The sequence below is a fragment of the Roseovarius aestuarii genome, from assembly GCF_019966515.1.
GTDB classification, from domain to species: Bacteria; Pseudomonadota; Alphaproteobacteria; order Rhodobacterales; family Rhodobacteraceae; genus Roseovarius; species Roseovarius aestuarii.
Map to the genome: position 1 here is coordinate 309,025 of NZ_JAIMIB010000001.1, position 14,555 is coordinate 323,579.

17 protein-coding genes are annotated in these 14,555 nt (G+C 58.4%); 6 read left to right on the forward strand and 11 right to left on the reverse strand.

Features of this window, described 5'->3' with window-relative positions; genetic code table 11:
* Positions 1 to 22: 22 nt before the first annotated feature.
* Entirely contained in the window at positions 23 to 601 is a 579-nt protein-coding gene (locus LC334_RS01495; protein ID WP_085798453.1) for a nitroreductase family protein, read from the forward strand.
* Positions 598 to 1,299 (forward strand): EI24 domain-containing protein, encoded by a 702-nt coding sequence (locus LC334_RS01500; protein WP_085798454.1) that lies wholly within the window; start codon positions 598 to 600, stop codon positions 1,297 to 1,299. The genes LC334_RS01495 and LC334_RS01500 overlap by 4 nt, the downstream gene beginning before the upstream one ends.
* 492 nt (positions 1,300 to 1,791) lie before the next feature.
* On the opposite strand, the gene LC334_RS01505 is transcribed toward LC334_RS01500, so the two are convergent.
* Positions 1,792 to 2,499, reverse strand: a complete 708-nt coding sequence (locus tag LC334_RS01505; protein ID WP_139836257.1) for an SDR family oxidoreductase — start codon at positions 2,497 to 2,499, stop codon at positions 1,792 to 1,794.
* A gap of 123 nt (positions 2,500 to 2,622) precedes the next feature.
* Between LC334_RS01505 and gcvA the strand changes: the two genes are divergently transcribed.
* Positions 2,623 to 3,501 (forward strand): transcriptional regulator GcvA, encoded by an 879-nt coding sequence (gcvA, locus tag LC334_RS01510; protein ID WP_085798456.1) that lies wholly within the window; start codon positions 2,623 to 2,625, stop codon positions 3,499 to 3,501.
* A 315-nt stretch (positions 3,502 to 3,816) separates the two neighbouring features.
* Here the strand turns inward: gcvA and LC334_RS01515 are convergent, their stop codons facing one another.
* Genes LC334_RS01515 through gstA form a run of 4 tightly spaced genes read right to left on the reverse strand, consistent with a single transcriptional unit; the run spans position 3,817 to position 6,001 of the window.
* Positions 3,817 to 4,791 (reverse strand): NAD(P)H-dependent flavin oxidoreductase, encoded by a 975-nt coding sequence (locus tag LC334_RS01515; protein ID WP_085798457.1) that lies wholly within the window; start codon positions 4,789 to 4,791, stop codon positions 3,817 to 3,819.
* Entirely contained in the window at positions 4,788 to 5,009 is a 222-nt protein-coding gene (locus LC334_RS01520; RefSeq protein ID WP_085798458.1) for a tautomerase family protein, read from the reverse strand. Before LC334_RS01520 ends, LC334_RS01515 begins: the two co-directional genes overlap by 4 nt.
* A gap of 3 nt (positions 5,010 to 5,012) precedes the next feature.
* On the reverse strand, positions 5,013 to 5,393 hold the full coding sequence (locus tag LC334_RS01525) for a nuclear transport factor 2 family protein (protein WP_085798459.1): 381 nt from the start codon (positions 5,391 to 5,393) through the stop codon (positions 5,013 to 5,015).
* Positions 5,390 to 6,001 carry a glutathione transferase GstA gene (gstA, locus tag LC334_RS01530; RefSeq protein WP_085798460.1) on the reverse strand — a complete coding sequence of 204 codons (612 nt, stop codon included), beginning with the start codon at positions 5,999 to 6,001 and terminating at the stop codon, positions 5,390 to 5,392. Before gstA ends, LC334_RS01525 begins: the two co-directional genes overlap by 4 nt.
* Positions 6,002 to 6,049: 48 nt before the next feature.
* Between gstA and LC334_RS01535 the strand changes: the two genes are divergently transcribed.
* On the forward strand, positions 6,050 to 6,502 hold the full coding sequence (locus tag LC334_RS01535) for a winged helix-turn-helix transcriptional regulator (protein WP_223412841.1): 453 nt from the start codon (positions 6,050 to 6,052) through the stop codon (positions 6,500 to 6,502).
* Positions 6,503 to 6,664: 162 nt separating this feature from the next.
* Here the strand turns inward: LC334_RS01535 and LC334_RS01540 are convergent, their stop codons facing one another.
* Positions 6,665 to 6,937 carry a DUF1467 family protein gene (locus LC334_RS01540; RefSeq protein WP_085798461.1) on the reverse strand — a complete coding sequence of 91 codons (273 nt, stop codon included), beginning with the start codon at positions 6,935 to 6,937 and terminating at the stop codon, positions 6,665 to 6,667.
* Positions 6,937 to 7,341, reverse strand: a complete 405-nt coding sequence (gene mce / locus LC334_RS01545; protein WP_085798462.1) for a methylmalonyl-CoA epimerase — start codon at positions 7,339 to 7,341, stop codon at positions 6,937 to 6,939. Before mce ends, LC334_RS01540 begins: the two co-directional genes overlap by 1 nt.
* A gap of 150 nt (positions 7,342 to 7,491) precedes the next feature.
* Between mce and LC334_RS01550 the strand changes: the two genes are divergently transcribed.
* Positions 7,492 to 8,208 (forward strand): response regulator, encoded by a 717-nt coding sequence (locus LC334_RS01550; protein WP_085798463.1) that lies wholly within the window; start codon positions 7,492 to 7,494, stop codon positions 8,206 to 8,208.
* 6 nt (positions 8,209 to 8,214) lie between these two features.
* On the opposite strand, the gene LC334_RS01555 is transcribed toward LC334_RS01550, so the two are convergent.
* Entirely contained in the window at positions 8,215 to 8,931 is a 717-nt protein-coding gene (locus LC334_RS01555; RefSeq protein ID WP_085798464.1) for a GNAT family N-acetyltransferase, read from the reverse strand.
* A gap of 352 nt (positions 8,932 to 9,283) precedes the next feature.
* Positions 9,284 to 11,062, reverse strand: a complete 1,779-nt coding sequence (aspS, locus tag LC334_RS01560; protein WP_085798465.1) for an aspartate--tRNA ligase — start codon at positions 11,060 to 11,062, stop codon at positions 9,284 to 9,286.
* A gap of 248 nt (positions 11,063 to 11,310) precedes the next feature.
* Between aspS and LC334_RS01565 the strand changes: the two genes are divergently transcribed.
* On the forward strand, positions 11,311 to 12,540 hold the full coding sequence (locus tag LC334_RS01565) for an SAM-dependent methyltransferase (protein WP_085798777.1): 1,230 nt from the start codon (positions 11,311 to 11,313) through the stop codon (positions 12,538 to 12,540).
* Positions 12,541 to 12,696: 156 nt separating this feature from the next.
* On the opposite strand, the gene LC334_RS01570 is transcribed toward LC334_RS01565, so the two are convergent.
* Together LC334_RS01570 and LC334_RS01575 are read right to left on the reverse strand one after the other, a co-directional pair.
* A complete protein-coding gene (locus tag LC334_RS01570) occupies positions 12,697 to 13,335 on the reverse strand; it encodes an aminotransferase class IV family protein (protein WP_139836258.1) in 639 nt (212 codons plus the stop codon).
* A complete protein-coding gene (locus LC334_RS01575) occupies positions 13,290 to 14,414 on the reverse strand; it encodes an aminodeoxychorismate synthase component I (protein WP_139836259.1) in 1,125 nt (374 codons plus the stop codon). The genes LC334_RS01570 and LC334_RS01575 overlap by 46 nt, the downstream gene beginning before the upstream one ends.
* Positions 14,415 to 14,555 lie beyond the last annotated feature (141 nt).

Below are 14,555 nucleotides of genomic sequence, written 5' to 3' on the forward strand. Positions count from 1 at the left end.
TGAAAAGACCCTGAGGACGCCCATGCCTGATCCGAATCCCGCCGCGCTGGCGTTCCTGCTGACCCGCCGCTCGCGGCCCGCCAAGACCCTGACCGGGCCGGTGCCGACGCGCGAGGCGCTGATGCCGATGCTTGAGGCCGCCTTGCGCAGCCCCGATCATGGCAAGCTGGAACCCTGGCGGCTGATTGTGCTGGAACGCACGGCATTGCAGCGTCTGGCGGCGCTGGTACCGGAAACCGGCGACCGGCTGGGCCGCTCAGCCGAAGAAATCGCCAAAGCGCGGGACCAGTTTGCCAAGGGCGATCTGGCGGTGGCGGTAATCGAGGTTCAGAAAGCGTCTCCCAAGATCCCCACTATCGAGCAGACCTATTCCGCAGGTGCGGTTTGTCTAGCGCTCCTGAACGCGGCCCTGGCCTCGGGCTGGGGGGCCAACTGGTTGAGCGGATGGGCCAGTCACGATCGCGATTTTGCGACCAAGGCGCTGGCACTTGAACCGCATGAACGTATCGCGGGATTTATCCATATCGGCACGGAAACCAACGTGCCGCCCGAGCGCCCGCGCCCGGACCCTGCCAAGATCATCAGCTGGGTTTCAGAATGATTTTTACGTCGTTTTTCAAGGCACTGGCCCAGACCGGCGATCCACGCTTCCGGAAGGTGCTGTTGCTGGGCATAGGTTTGACGCTGGCGCTTCTGGTTGCCGTCTACGCGGGTTTTCTGGGCCTTTTGCAATGGGCGGCCGGCGACAGCGTCGAATTCTGGCTGATTGGCGAGGTCACCTGGATCGATGATCTTTTGGGCTGGGGCAGCTTTTTCCTGATGATCATCCTCTCGGCCTTTCTGATGGTGCCGGTGGCGTCGGCCATCACCTCGATGTTTCTGGATGAGGTGGCACGCGCGGTTGAAGACAAGCACTACCCTGCCCTGCCCGCCGCCACGAAAACCCCGCTCTGGGACGCCGTTCGCGATACGCTGAACTTCCTCGGCATCCTGATCGGGGCGAATGTTCTGGCGATTGTTGTCTACGCACTTTTCCCACCCGCAGCGATTTTCATCTTCTGGGCGCTCAATGGCTATCTGCTGGGGATGGAATATTTTCAACTGGCCGCGATGCGCCGTCTGGGGCGGGAGAAAGCCACGGCACTGCGCAAGCAGAACCGGGGCACGATCTGGTTTGCCGGAACGCTGATGGCGATGCCGCTATCGCTGCCATTGGTGAACCTGATCATTCCCATTCTGGGCGCTGCGACCTTCACCCATATCTACCACGCGATCGAAGCACGGCCCCAGAGGCACTAACCTGTCGACCACGCCACATGGTCACTTTAAGCCCCGTATGTGCCGGCCGCTGTTCGCAAGTGTTCAATTGTATGTTCCAGGAGATCACAGATAGGCAGCCGCCCAGCCCATAGAGCCGAGCGCGCTATTGACTGATCCGGGGATCAATCGAATTTTTCCCACATATCCGCTACTAATTATATACAAAATCAATATCTTGTTGATCGATCCTAACGTTGATGTGGTTGACAAGCTACTGGCGCAGACAGTTGTTCGACGCCCCGGTTTTCGCCTTGGGAAAAGTCGGATCGGGTTCAACTACCAGAAGCTTGCCATTGAAACCTGAGTTCGACGCCAGGAGCCACGCAGTACGGACCCCCGTGGCGGCCCCGCCGACGATAACACATCATAGGCATCGTGTTTCGAGGTTGCTGAAAACACCGGAGAATTCACCCTCTAGGGCGAGTCTCCGAAGTTAGTTTCACGATTGGTCTTTCGCAGCTAGGAGTCAGGTCAGACCGAGCGAGTGATGCCACCATCGACGCGGATATTCTGGCCGGTGATATAGGCGCCCCCATCGGAAGCGAGGAACGCCACGGTAGCTGCGATTTCGCCATAAGAGCTGCCGTAGCGGCCCATTGGGATCTTGGCCATGAAATCTGCGTTTTCAGGCAGGCTGTCGATGAACCCGGGCAGTACGTTGTTCATGCGCACGTTGTCGGCAGCGTATTTATCCGCGAACAGCTTGGAATAGGCGGCCAGCCCGGCACGCATCACCCCCGAGGTCGGGAAGACCGGGTCAGGTTCGAATGCCGCGAAAGTTGAGATGTTGATGATTGTGCCGGATTTTTGTTCAATCATTATCGGCGCGACAATCCGCGTGGCACGCACAGTGTTCAGGAAATAGACTTCCATACCCTCGTGCCAATCCTCGTCTGAAATTTCGAGAACAGGCGCACGCGGGCCATGACCGGCAGAGTTGACAAGAACATCCACGCGCCCCCACTTTTTAATGACTGCATCGACCAGCGCCTGCATGTCTTCGCTGGATTTGTTGGTGCCCGTCATTCCGACGCCACCCAGTTCCTGGGCCAACGCCTCGCCCTTGCCGGACGAAGACAGAATGGCAACGTTGAAGCCGTCGGCCGCCAGGCGGCGAGCGCTGTCAGCACCCATGCCGCTACCACCACCCATGATGATTGCTACTTTCTTGTCAGCCATTTTTTGCCTCCGTGACATTCTTGGTTTCAGCTTGGCCCCAACATGGCGTTGCCTTGGGCGTTTGACTAATCAGTAATTCTGTTTTAACCCTGTAGAAATTCTATCATCTTTGTGAAACTCATAATGCGCAAAATGCCGCCCTTGAATTCTTTGAAGGCTTTTGAAGCTTCGGGGCGCCATCTAAACTTCAGGCTCGCAGCCCAAGAGCTTGGCGTCACGCAGGGTGCGGTCGCGCAGCAGGTGCGTGGGCTGGAAGAGTTGTTAAAAATCAAATTGTTCGAGAGGCACGCGAGGGGCCTTTCTTTAACCGATGAAGGCCGAAGGTATCTGCCGCCAATCCGCCGCGCATTTGATATGATCGCAGAGGCCACAGGGAACTTGTCGCCAAAGGATACGGTCGTAACGATCAGTTCTACACCGAGTTTCGCCACAAGATGGCTAGTGCCAAAGCTGGGCCTATTTGCCCAGGACCATCCTGATATTCGGGTTCGGTTGGACGCTTCCAATGCCCTTGCGAACTTTCAGACGGATGGCGTTGATATTGCTATTCGGCAGGGCAAGCCGCCTTTTGGCCCCGGTCTTGTGTCAGAGTTGCTTTTCGCTGACGAGTTGATTGCTGTTTGCCACCCGGATATTGCCGATGGCTCCAACCCGATCCAATCACCTGAAGACCTGCTCACCCATGTTCTGCTTGAAGATACCCACGGCCAATGGCCCCTGTTCCTTGAGGCAGCTCTGGGGGAATTAGCGGTCTCAGATTTGAAAACTATGGCGTTCAGCCAAACGTCGATGGCCATTGATGCAGCAATTGCGGGCCAGGGTGTAACACTTGCCAATCAGGAATTCGTGCAAGGAGACCTTCAAGCAAATCGTCTGTGCCAACCCTTTTCATTTTCCACGACGACAGAGGAAGGGTATCATGTTGTGGCCCCTCGAAACCCGAGGAACCCAAGCATTGTCGCGATTGTGAATGATTGGTTTGCCAAGCAATCACAGCCTTGAGGACCACATTCACAGAGATCAACGCGTTGCATCAGCGGAAATTCTAAACTAGCCGGTCGAGTTGACGGTGCGAACGCCCGCTTCACCCGCTGCATGATCGCGCGTAAATCAAGAGATGTCGCACAATACACGAACGGCGGCGTTGGCGGCCCACGCCGCAGCAATCCGAACCTGTGGTTTAGAATGGCTCTGGGCTGGCGTGCGGCGACGGTTTAACTGACCTATGCGCCGATGTTGTAGCGCACCTGTAGCCAGCTTCGAAGCACCTTGCCGATGCCGTGCGGTAAACAAATGTGCGAGCTGGCCGCCCGTCAGCTAAGAAGAGTTAGGGTCGGCCGACCAAGACCGCCTGCTTGCATGCGCTTGTTGCATTAGGGTTCGCGCGATGTCTTCCGCCCCAAGCGTATTCCCGATCAACCCGATACCTTCGCCCAAAAACGCCGCGGCTATCGACGGGTCACCACCGCTCTGCGCGTCGAACCAGAACCTTTGCTGTGCCTCAAGATCGTCAATCAGAGCGTTTTCGGCACCATGCCAGTTTCCGATGAAAGCATTGCGCAGCACCCGGGCGGTATACCGTTCAGGCCAGTTATACCCGCGAATGACATCAAGCACCCGGGTACGAATGGTTTCATCGCCTGATGTCCGAAGTGCCGCCTTCAACACGCGAGGGTGCACCAGCGCCTCGTTGGAGACCAGGTAACGTGTGCCGACGACGACGCCGTCAGCGCCAAGCGCCAACGCAGCGGCAAGACCGCGCCCGTCAGAAATGCCGCCCGCAGCAGCCAGCGCCACCGCCAGATTTCGCCTTGAAATCTCGTCCGCAACTTCAGGTACCAGCGCCATTGTTCCCCGGCTCTCACCGTGGCCACCGGCCTCGGTACCCTGCGCCACAATGACATCCGCACCAATGTCCATCGCATGGCGGGCATCTTCCAACGTCTGGATTTGACAGATGAGCGGCACGCCAGCTTGTGAAACCGTTTTGGCAAATGGCGCCGGATCACCGAAAGACAGGAAAATCGCCTGTGCCCCATACTCCAGCGCTTTCGGCAACAGCCATGGGCGCTCGGACAGCGCCCATGTAATAAAGCCGCATCCGACCATTGCATCACCGGCAATCGCAAATTGCCGGTCAATCCAGTCCGGATCGCCATATCCGCCTCCGATCATGCCCAGGGCGCCGCTGCGCGAGGCCGCCGCCGCCAGTTTTCCACCAGCGGCGAAAGCCATCGGTGCCTGGATGATCGGATGGGCGACCCCCAGGCGGTCGGTCAGACGTGTCTTCACGATCGTGCTTTTCGGTATTCCGGCACCGGTAATCCGCCGATACCCCAGTCTTCCAGAGCGACTTCTTCGATAATCACAAATGTGGTTGAAGGATCCTTGCCCAGAACCCGTTGCAAAAGATCCGTGACCCCCGCAATCAGCCGGGTTTTGTCCTCGGGGCCGGGCCCGCGGCCATCCGGGCCGCCCTCGCGCGTGATTTTGATATTCACATATGGCATTTCTCAACCCTCCTGCGGCGCGTAGGCAAAAACCTTTGCTACGATCCGCCATGCAGGGCCGTGTCGAACAAGGGTCAGGCAATCGATGTAGTCACGGCCCATCATCGTCATGCGGGCCGTCACGCGGGCAAGGCGCGTGCTGGCAAAGGCTATCTCCAGAATGGCGTCATGGCGGGGCTCGGCATGTTTTGCCGGCGGTTCACGCTGATCGATACGGGACATGTAAGTGTCCAGATCGAGATACATCTCGTCCCCATCCGTGGCGCCGATATAGGAAAGCCTTGGGTGAAACACGTCGCGCAGCCGTGTGCTATCGGCGTGATAGAGTCCGTCAAAATATGCCTGCATGAGCCGCGATACCTCGGCAACGTTGTCGGGCGTCATTGCAACAATCCTTCTGCATGCAGCGCGCGCTGCACCGCGGGTCTTGCGGCGATGCGGGCGACAAACGCGTTCAGGCCCGGCCAACTCTTCAGATCGATACCTGTGAAATTCGCCCAGTTCGCCACCACAAAAAGATAGGCATCGGCAATGGTGAACTGCCCGGGCACCAACGTGTCCCGGTCGTCCGACAAAAGCTCTTCCAGGTGCTCGAACTTTTTCCCGACAGCCTCACGCGCCAGCGCCTTTTGTTCTTCGCTCGCCCCGTCACGGAACAAGGCGCCAAAGGCCTTGTGCAGCTCGGAAGACACAAACGTGAGCTGTTCCAGCATGCGGGCGCGCTGCCGGGTACCCACCGCCGGAGCGAGATTTGCATCGGGATTGCTGTCGGCAAGATGTTGAAGGATCGCCGGCCCCTCGGTCAACAACTCTCCGTCGTCGAGCTGCAGGGTGGGCACATAACCCTTGCGATTGATCAGCGTGTAGTCGGCGCCGCTTTCCGTACGCTGGGTCGCGGTATCCACGGCTTCGATCTCGAACGCCGTTCCGATTTCCCGAAGGGCGATGTGGCTGGCAAGCGAACAGGCCCCGGCTTTGTAGAAAAGTTTCATCTCGTGGTCATTCCCATTTCGTTTTGAAGGTGACCCCGAGATGACAGCATGAATTTCTCTTTACAACTAGATTACCAAAAGTTACCTATAGAAAAGAGTTACTTTGGAGAAACTTGGTTACTTAATATGTCTTTGAAAATGCGAAAAAATAGAGGCGAAAAGCCACCGGAACCTTGCATGCTGACTGAATGCATGGCGGTGATTTCCGGTGCTTGGGCGCCCAACGTAATCTGGTGTTTGCGGGCGGGGCCGCGCCGCTTCAGCGAGTTGCGTGCGGACATTCCGCCGATTTCGGCAAAAGTTCTATCTACGCGCTTGAGTGAGTTGGAAGACAAAGGTGTTCTTTTGCGCCATGTGCGACGAACCTCTCCACCATCGACAGAATACGAGCTTACCCCTCTTGGAGCAGAATTGCTGCCTGCTCTCGACGCAATCGTTCAGGTAGGTCATCGTCTCAAGTCCAGAAGATTGACTACCGGACGTCCCAGCGTATCGGCTTAGAAGGTCTTCAGATTGCCAGCTAAGTGAATGGAAATCAGACGAATATATCTTTCAAGTCACCCTCGCGGGCGAAACCGGAATCGGACGTTGATCCTATGAAACGAATGACAGATTTGTCGGTTCAGTCATCAATCGATCCGGATCAATACTCTATTAATGTGCCTACGGCTGGCCCATGCGGTTGAACATGTCTATATCGCGCACGGTAATTTTGCCGGTGATGATGATATAGGCTGCAATCGCCCAGAGCACGGCCGCGACGATGGTGGTAATCACCGCCTTTTTCTTCAGGTGATGTTGCTGTGGCGATCCATCGTGGGTGCCGGGGACCACGTCGCCCGCCTCTCCTTGTGTCTGGATACGAATGGGCAGTGCGACCAGGAAGGTCATGAACCAGAACACCAGATAGAGGACGATCCCCGAGGCGACGCCCATCAGACCTGCTCCAGCTCGACCAGGCAGCCGTTGAAATCCTTGGGGTGCAGGAAGAGGACCGGCTTGCCGTGGGCACCGATCTTGGGCTCTCCATTGCCCAGAACCCGTGCACCGGTCGCCTGCAGATGATCGCGCGCCGCGATGATATCCTCGACCTCATAGCAGACATGATGGATGCCGCCCGCCGGGTTCTTTTCCAAGAAGCCGTTGATCGGGCTGTTATCTCCAAGGGGATACAGCAGTTCGACCTTGGTATTGGGCAGTTCGATGAACACCACTGTGACGCCGTGATCCGGTTCATCCTGCGGTGCGCCGACATTGGCGCCCAGGGCATTGCGATACTGGGCCGCTGCGGCATCAAGGTCCGGAACGGCGATGGCGACGTGATTGAGGCGTCCGATCATGGTCAAATCCTTCTGCAAGCAGTTTGGCGTTGTTATGGGGGCAGTGGCGCGCGCTGACAAGCGACAGAGGGACGCAACCCCGCGATTAACCAACCGTTAGTCAAGTGGGCGTAATTGTGTTCGGGTCGTTGCAGCTTAAGGAGCAGAAAGATGGATGATCTAAGCGATCTGCCGCCGATGCGGATGCCAACCAGCAATCGCCCCCTTTTGGGCATGACCGTACTGGTGGTCGAAGACAGCCGGTTTACCTGCGAAGCGCTGCGATTGATGTGTCTGCGCAGCGGGGCGCGGATCAGGCGGGCGGATTGCCTGCGTTCGGCACGGCGTCACCTGCGGGTCTACCGCCCGTCGATTGCCATTGTCGATCTTGGCCTGCCGGATGGCTCGGGCACCGATCTGATTGAGGATCTGAACAATGCCACCCCAAGGGTTGGCGTGATTATGGCCACCAGCGGCGATGACAATCTGGAAGGGGCTGCACTGGCCGCTGGCGCCGACGGTTTTCTGGCGAAACCGCTCAGCAGTGTTGGCGCGTTTCAACAGGCCATTCTGGACAAGCTGCCGGCTGACAGGCGCCCCTCTGGCCCACGTGTGCTGAGCGACGATGTAATCAATCCCGACCCGGTGGCCTATCGCGATGACATGAGCCACGTTGCCAACCTGCTGGATGACCATCAGGAAGGGCCGGTGCTGGATTATGTGTTACAATTCCTGGGCGGCGTCGCCCGGAGCGCCGATGATCACCCGCTGGAAGAGGCCGCAACCGAGTTGGCAGACAGCCTTGCCGACAAGACGGCCCTGCCTGCGAAATTCGCCCGCCTCGCCGGGTTGGTGCAGGAACGTCTGAACCAGCGCATCGCTATCTGAATACCGCTACAGCGACGGATCGCTCGCCTGTCGTATCGGGCTGGTCAGATCACTCAGGCGTGCTTGTTGATCGCCCGCCTCATCGAAATTCTCCGGTGAGAGCCACTGCTGAAACGCCTTCCGAAGAGCAGGCCATTCGCTGTCAACCGCCGCAAGCCATGCGGTATCGCGATTGCGTGCTTTCACGATGGTCGCCTGCCGGAAAACTCCCTCATAACTAAGCCCCAATCGTTGTGCCGCCCGCCGTGATGGTTGGTTCAGGGCATCACATTTCCATTCATAGCGCCGGTAGCCCGCCTCAAACGCCCATTGCATCATCAGGTACATCGCCTCGGTCGCAGCGCGGGTACGCTGTAGGCACGGCGCCATCGCGATATAGCCAACCTCTATGGAACCCGAGACCGGTTTGATCCGCAAATAGGACGCAAATCCACCAAACGCCTCGCATTCCTTGTCATAGATCGCATAGAAGACAATATCGTCCTTGCCCGTCGCCTCCTGCATCCAGCGATGGAACTCGGCTGCTGAGGCAAACGGCCCGGCAGGCATGTAATCCCAGACCCAGTCGTGCCCCTCGAACGCCTTATAAAGCAACGCCGCATGAACATCGGCTGACAACAACTCCAACCGGGCATAGCCTCCCTCCAAGACCTCTCCCGACGGGAGCGGGGGCACACGCCAGTTTTCAACGACCGGTCCGACGGGTCTGGGTTTGGATGTCATGCTACCTCCTGCATTGCTGCTGTCTGGACGATAGACTGATGCTAACCACTCGGTAAATTGTTTTCACCCCTTGCCAAATTTCGCGGAAACGCGATCGTTAGTCTTGGCCCTGAGCAGATATTAAACAAAGCCGCGCATCGACGGCGCGCGCGGAGGCGATCCAACATATGTAACCTGCACTTTATCGCAGCCAAACCCAAAAAACTTCAATGTTATGCACAGACTTCACCAAATCGCCGCCGCGCGGCGGCCTGCGGCCATGATTCCGCGCTGGCCATAAAATCGAACGGTCACGCAAGGCCAATCACTCCGCCTGAAGTGTTGATCTCAATTTGTAATTGACCGGCCTTTGTTAGTCTTCGCGCGGGATCACCCGCAGACCCAGTTCCATCAGCTGGTCGCTGGTCGGGTCCGAGGGCGCGTTCATCATCAGGTCTTCGGCGCGCTGGTTCATCGGGAACATGATGACCTCGCGGATATTAGCCTCATCCGCCAGAAGCATCACGATCCGGTCGATCCCCGCCGCGCATCCGCCGTGGGGCGGGGCGCCATATTGAAACGCGTTAACCAGACCGCCGAAACGCTTATGCACCTCGTCCGCGCCGTATCCGGCCAGTTCGAACGCCTTGATCATGATATCCAGCTTGTGGTTCCGGATCGCGCCCGACACCAGTTCATAGCCATTGCAGGCAAGATCATACTGGTAGCCCAGTACATTCAGAGGATCGCCGTTCAGCGCCTCAAGCCCGCCTTGTGGCATCGAAAACGGGTTATGGCTGAAATCGACCTTGCCGGTTTCCTCGTCGGCCTCGTACATCGGGAAATCGACAATCCAGGCAAAGGCGAACCGTTCTTTGTCGGTCAGGTTCAGTTCCTCGCCAATCACACTGCGCGCCTTGCCCGCAACGCTTTCGAACGCCGCCGGTTTGCCGCCGAGGAAGAAGGCCGCATCGCCCACGTCCAGACCCAGCTGCTGACGAATGGCCTCGGTCCGCTCCGGCCCGATATTCTTAGCCAGCGGCCCGGCGGCCTCCATGCCCTCGCCCTGATCGCGCCAGAAGATATAGCCCATGCCCGGCAGGCCCTCTTTCTGGGCAAAGGCGTTCATCCGGTCACAGAATTTGCGGCTACCGCCAGTGGGGGCGGGAATGGCGCGGATCTGGGTGCCGTCCTGCTCCAGAAGCTTGGCGAAAATGGCAAAGCCCGAGCCGCGAAAATGCTCGCTGACATCCTGCATTTTGATCGGGTTGCGCAGGTCTGGCTTGTCGGTGCCATACCACATAGCGGAATCCCGATAGGAAATCTGCGGCCACTCAGCGTCGACTTTGCGACCACCGCCGAACTCCTCGAAAATGCCCGCGATGACCGGCTGGATCGTGTCGAACACATCCTGCTGCTCGACAAAGCTCATTTCCATATCCAATTGGTAGAAATCCGTAGGTGACCGGTCAGCACGCGGATCTTCGTCTCGGAAACACGGCGCAACCTGGAAATACTTGTCAAATCCCGACACCATGATCAATTGCTTGAACAGCTGCGGCGCCTGCGGCAGCGCATAGAACTTGCCCGGATGCAGGCGGCTTGGCACCAGAAAGTCGCGGGCGCCTTCGGGGCTGGACGCGGTGATGATTGGTGTCTGGTATTCGCGGAAACCGGTATCCCACATCCGGCGACGGATCGAGGCCACCACATCAGAGCGCAATTTCATGTTCTCCTGCATCGCCTCGCGGCGCAGGTCGAGATAGCGATAGCGCAGACGGGTTTCTTCGGGGTATTCCTGATCGCCAAAGACGATCAGCGGCAGTTCCCCGGCGCTGCCCAGCACTTCCATCTCGCGAATATAGACCTCGATCTCACCGGTGGGCAGTTTCGGGTTGATCAGGCTTTCGTCGCGCGCCTTCACCTCGCCATCGATCCGGATGCACCATTCCGAGCGGACACCTTCAAGCTCGGCAAAGGCCGCGCTATCGCCATCACACAAAACCTGTGTGATCCCGTAATGATCGCGCAGATCGACAAACAGCACCCCGCCGTGGTCACGGATGCGATGCACCCAGCCAGAAAGGCGCACGGTGTCGCCGACGTTGGATTTGTTCAGTTCGGCGCAGGAATGGCTGCGATACGTATGCATAACGTCCTCATCTGGCCCCGCGCGGGGCCTCTGGCATTGGTTCGCGCCGATACACCTTGCCTATGGGCCAAAGTCAAGGGGCGGAGGTGGGCGACAGCCCGCGCATTTAACCTAAATCATTTACAGGCATGTTTTTTTGCGCAAAAATATCTGCTGTCGGGCAAAAATACCGTAAAAACCGCTGCCAGGCGGATTTCACTTCACCAAATGGGTGCGCCACGGGAGGGCGCAAAAAACTGGGGGTGAGCATGTGGATCACATTACTCGACCGGCTGCTTAAACACATGATGCGGCAGGGGGTGCTTGAGGTTACCTATCCTGACGGGATCACACGACGCTATGGCGATGGGTCAGACAGCTATCACGCGGCGATCACGTTGCATGATGACACGCTGCCGCGCAAAATTATCTATTCCCCTGATATGGCGGTGGGCGAAGCTTACATGGACGGCCGCCTGACGATCGAGGGGGATGACCTTTATGGATTCCTTGAGCTATCGATCAGCAATATTGCGGCCCACGGTCAGCCGTGGTTCCGCCAGCCGCTGGACTTTGGCCGTCACCTGCTGCGCTATCTGCAGCAATTTAATCCCGTGTCACGGGCCCGGGCCAATGTGGCGCATCATTATGATCTTTCGGGCGCGCTGTACGATCTTTTCCTTGATCGCGACCGGCAGTATTCCTGTGCCTACTTCCGCGATCCGAACATGACGCTGGAGGCCGCGCAGGACGCGAAAAAGCACCATATTGCCACGAAACTGCTGATCAAGCCGGGCATGCGGGTGCTTGATATCGGCTGCGGCTGGGGCGGCATGGGCCTGACCCTGGCCCGGGATTACGGCGCCGACGTCCTGGGCGTGACCCTTTCGCGCGAACAACACGCGATGGCCACCGCCCGCGCCGCCGAGGCCGGTCTTGCAGATCGCTGCCGGTTCGAGCTGCTCGATTATCGCAAGGTCACCGGAGAGTTCGATCGCATCGTCTCGGTCGGCATGTTCGAACATGTCGGTGTGCCGCATTACAACGAGTATTTCGCCAATGTGCGGGATCGCTTGACCGAGGACGGTGTCGCGCTCATTCACACAATAGGCCGCGCGCGACCGCCCGGGGCCACCAGCCCGTGGATCACCAAATACATCTTCCCCGGCGGTTATTGCCCGTCCTTGTCCGAGATGATGAAGGCCGTGGAAAATCAGGGGCTGATCGAAACCGATATCGAAGTTTGGCGTCTGCATTATGCGCTGACACTGCGCCATTGGCATGACCGGTTCATGGAAAATATCGAAAAAGCCCGCGCGCTATACGACGACCGGTTTTGCCGAATGTGGCGCTATTATCTGATCGCAAGCGAGTTGACCTTCCTTCTGAACCGGCAGGTAGTGTTCCAGATGCAACTGGCACGGCAGCAAGAGGCAGTGCCCTTGACGCGCGACTATCTTTACAGCCGTGATGACAATCTGCGCCACGCGGCGGAATAGGTATCCTGACACGCGTTCGAACGCCTATTGGCTTTTTTGCTGCATTCCGGTCGTGCCCCCGCGCAGCGTCAAGGCCGCAGGCTGGCGATACGCGGCTTGGCGCTGAATGGTTGAAAGGCAGCTTCGGGCTGTCCTGGCCAACTGAATTTATCCAAATCAGATCAGCTGCGCCGGGATCAGCCCTCGCAATGAATTGCCGACATAGATTTCGCTAGCCTCTTGCAATGCGTCGATTGTCAAAACCGATTCAGCCGCATCGCTGTCTGCCAAAAGCTCCTCGCGCAAAACACCAGGCAGCAAGCCGCAATTTATTGATGGCGTTAGAAGTCTGTCTCGCACCCCGACAAAAAGGTTGGTGATCGTCCCTTCACATAACTCATCGCGCTCATTGAGAAAGAGTGCTTCATCGACCCCTTCGGGAAGGGCAGCGCGGGCGGCGTCATATATCTGCCGCTCGGTGGTTTTCAACCGCAGCCACGGATCATTCGACACAAGCCGCTGATCTGCAATCGAGACCCGCCAGACGGCCCCCTCGGGCAAGGGCTGAAACGGCAAGCACGTCACCTCGGCGCACCCATCCCGATCAATGGTCAAACGGACACGTAGCGAGTGATCGCCCGACAGAGCCTCCAGCACATCCTCGACGCCCCGTGGTGTGATCCCCAAAAGCGCCGCACTGCGCATAAGACGTGCCAGATGCCGCTCGTGGCGCAGAATGCCCCTGCCCGGCTCCCAGCGGAAGGTTTCGATCAGGCGAAATCCGGCGTCAGTCGGCGGGCAAAGCGGGCTTTCCACAGCGCTTCCTCATATTCAGCTTCAGCGGTGCTGTCATAAACCAGCCCCCCTCCGACATTGAGCGTGGCCTGCCCCTCCTCGACCATCAGCGTACGGATCGCCACATTGAATTCCGACCGGCCATCCGGCGCGGCCCAGCCGATGGACCCGCAATAGATATCGCGTGCAACCGGCTCCAACTCGCGCAGAATTTCCATCGCCCGGACCTTGGGCGCCCCGGTGATCGATCCGCAGGGGAAAAGAGCGCGGAATATATCGCCCAGCCCGGTGCCATCCACCATCTGCCCTGTGACGAGCGAGGTCATCTGATGCACGGTCTCATAGCTTTCGATGGAAAACAGCTCGGGCACCTCGACGCTGCCCGGCTCGCTGATCCGTGACAGATCGTTGCGCAAGAGATCCACGATCATCAGGTTCTCGGCGCGGTTCTTTTCATCTGTTTGCAGAAAGAACCGATGCCGCGCATCCTCGGCCGCGTCATCGCTGCGCGGCATGGTGCCTTTCATCGGCCGGGTCTCGATCCAGCCGCGCGTATCGGTGCGGAAAAAAAGCTCGGGCGAACGGGACAGGATCGTCGGCAACCCCTCCTGCTCGATCATCGCGCCAAAACGCACCGGCTGAACCCGATCAAGCGCATGATAAAGCGCCTGAGCTCCACCCTGCGCCTGCAAGGCAATCGGGAATGTCAGATTGGCCTGATAGATGTCACCGGCGCAGATATAGTCATGCACGCATCGAAAACCGCTTGCATAGCGCGCCGCGTCCCAGCCGGGGGTAAACCCGCTCAATTCCGCTGCGCCGGGCCGCAGTGCGTCGGCGATCGAGGGCCAGTCATAGACGCCGAGTTGGATGAGCGGCAACCGCCTGCCGTCGGGCAGCAGCGGAGCCAGTTTCGGCTCCAGTACATAACCCAGCTCATAGGTGGCGTACCCCGCCACCCACAACCCGTCCGCCCGAGCCGCATCCAACGCTTCCAGCGCAGCGGGCACATCCGCAGGTGTTTCGGCCACGATCAGACGCTGCGCCCGTGCAAAGCTGCACGCGGTGCCGTCGGGGCCGTGATCGAAACGAATCTGCACGCTTGGCGTCCTTTGCCGCTGGTCTGGCCTCCGTATCTACCGACCCAAGCCGCGAATGACACCCTAAAAAGCGTCCTTTTTGCCTGTGTTTGCGATCCCCCTTGCGCTACGCCCGATCATGGCTATAACCCCCAACAATTT

Bases quoted from the DNA above. Each gene is read 5' to 3' on its own strand.
- LC334_RS01495 (WP_085798453.1), top strand. From the start codon at position 23: ATGCCTGATCCGAATCCCGCCGCGCTGGCGTTCCTGCTGACCCGCCGC.
- gstA (WP_085798460.1), bottom strand. From the start codon at position 6,001: ATGAAACTTTTCTACAAAGCCGGGGCCTGTTCGCTTGCCAGCCACATC.
- LC334_RS01500 (WP_085798454.1), top strand. From the start codon at position 598: ATGATTTTTACGTCGTTTTTCAAGGCACTGGCCCAGACCGGCGATCCA.
- LC334_RS01565 (WP_085798777.1), top strand. From the start codon at position 11,311: ATGTGGATCACATTACTCGACCGGCTGCTTAAACACATGATGCGGCAG.
- LC334_RS01520 (WP_085798458.1), bottom strand. From the start codon at position 5,009: ATGCCATATGTGAATATCAAAATCACGCGCGAGGGCGGCCCGGATGGC.
- mce (WP_085798462.1), bottom strand. From the start codon at position 7,341: ATGATCGGACGCCTCAATCACGTCGCCATCGCCGTTCCGGACCTTGAT.
- aspS (WP_085798465.1), bottom strand. From the start codon at position 11,062: ATGCATACGTATCGCAGCCATTCCTGCGCCGAACTGAACAAATCCAAC.
- LC334_RS01540 (WP_085798461.1), bottom strand. From the start codon at position 6,937: ATGGGCGTCGCCTCGGGGATCGTCCTCTATCTGGTGTTCTGGTTCATG.
- LC334_RS01550 (WP_085798463.1), top strand. From the start codon at position 7,492: ATGGATGATCTAAGCGATCTGCCGCCGATGCGGATGCCAACCAGCAAT.
- LC334_RS01505 (WP_139836257.1), bottom strand. From the start codon at position 2,499: ATGGCTGACAAGAAAGTAGCAATCATCATGGGTGGTGGTAGCGGCATG.
- gcvA (WP_085798456.1), top strand. From the start codon at position 2,623: ATGCGCAAAATGCCGCCCTTGAATTCTTTGAAGGCTTTTGAAGCTTCG.
- LC334_RS01525 (WP_085798459.1), bottom strand. From the start codon at position 5,393: ATGACGCCCGACAACGTTGCCGAGGTATCGCGGCTCATGCAGGCATAT.
- LC334_RS01555 (WP_085798464.1), bottom strand. From the start codon at position 8,931: ATGACATCCAAACCCAGACCCGTCGGACCGGTCGTTGAAAACTGGCGT.
- LC334_RS01535 (WP_223412841.1), top strand. From the start codon at position 6,050: ATGAATTTCTCTTTACAACTAGATTACCAAAAGTTACCTATAGAAAAG.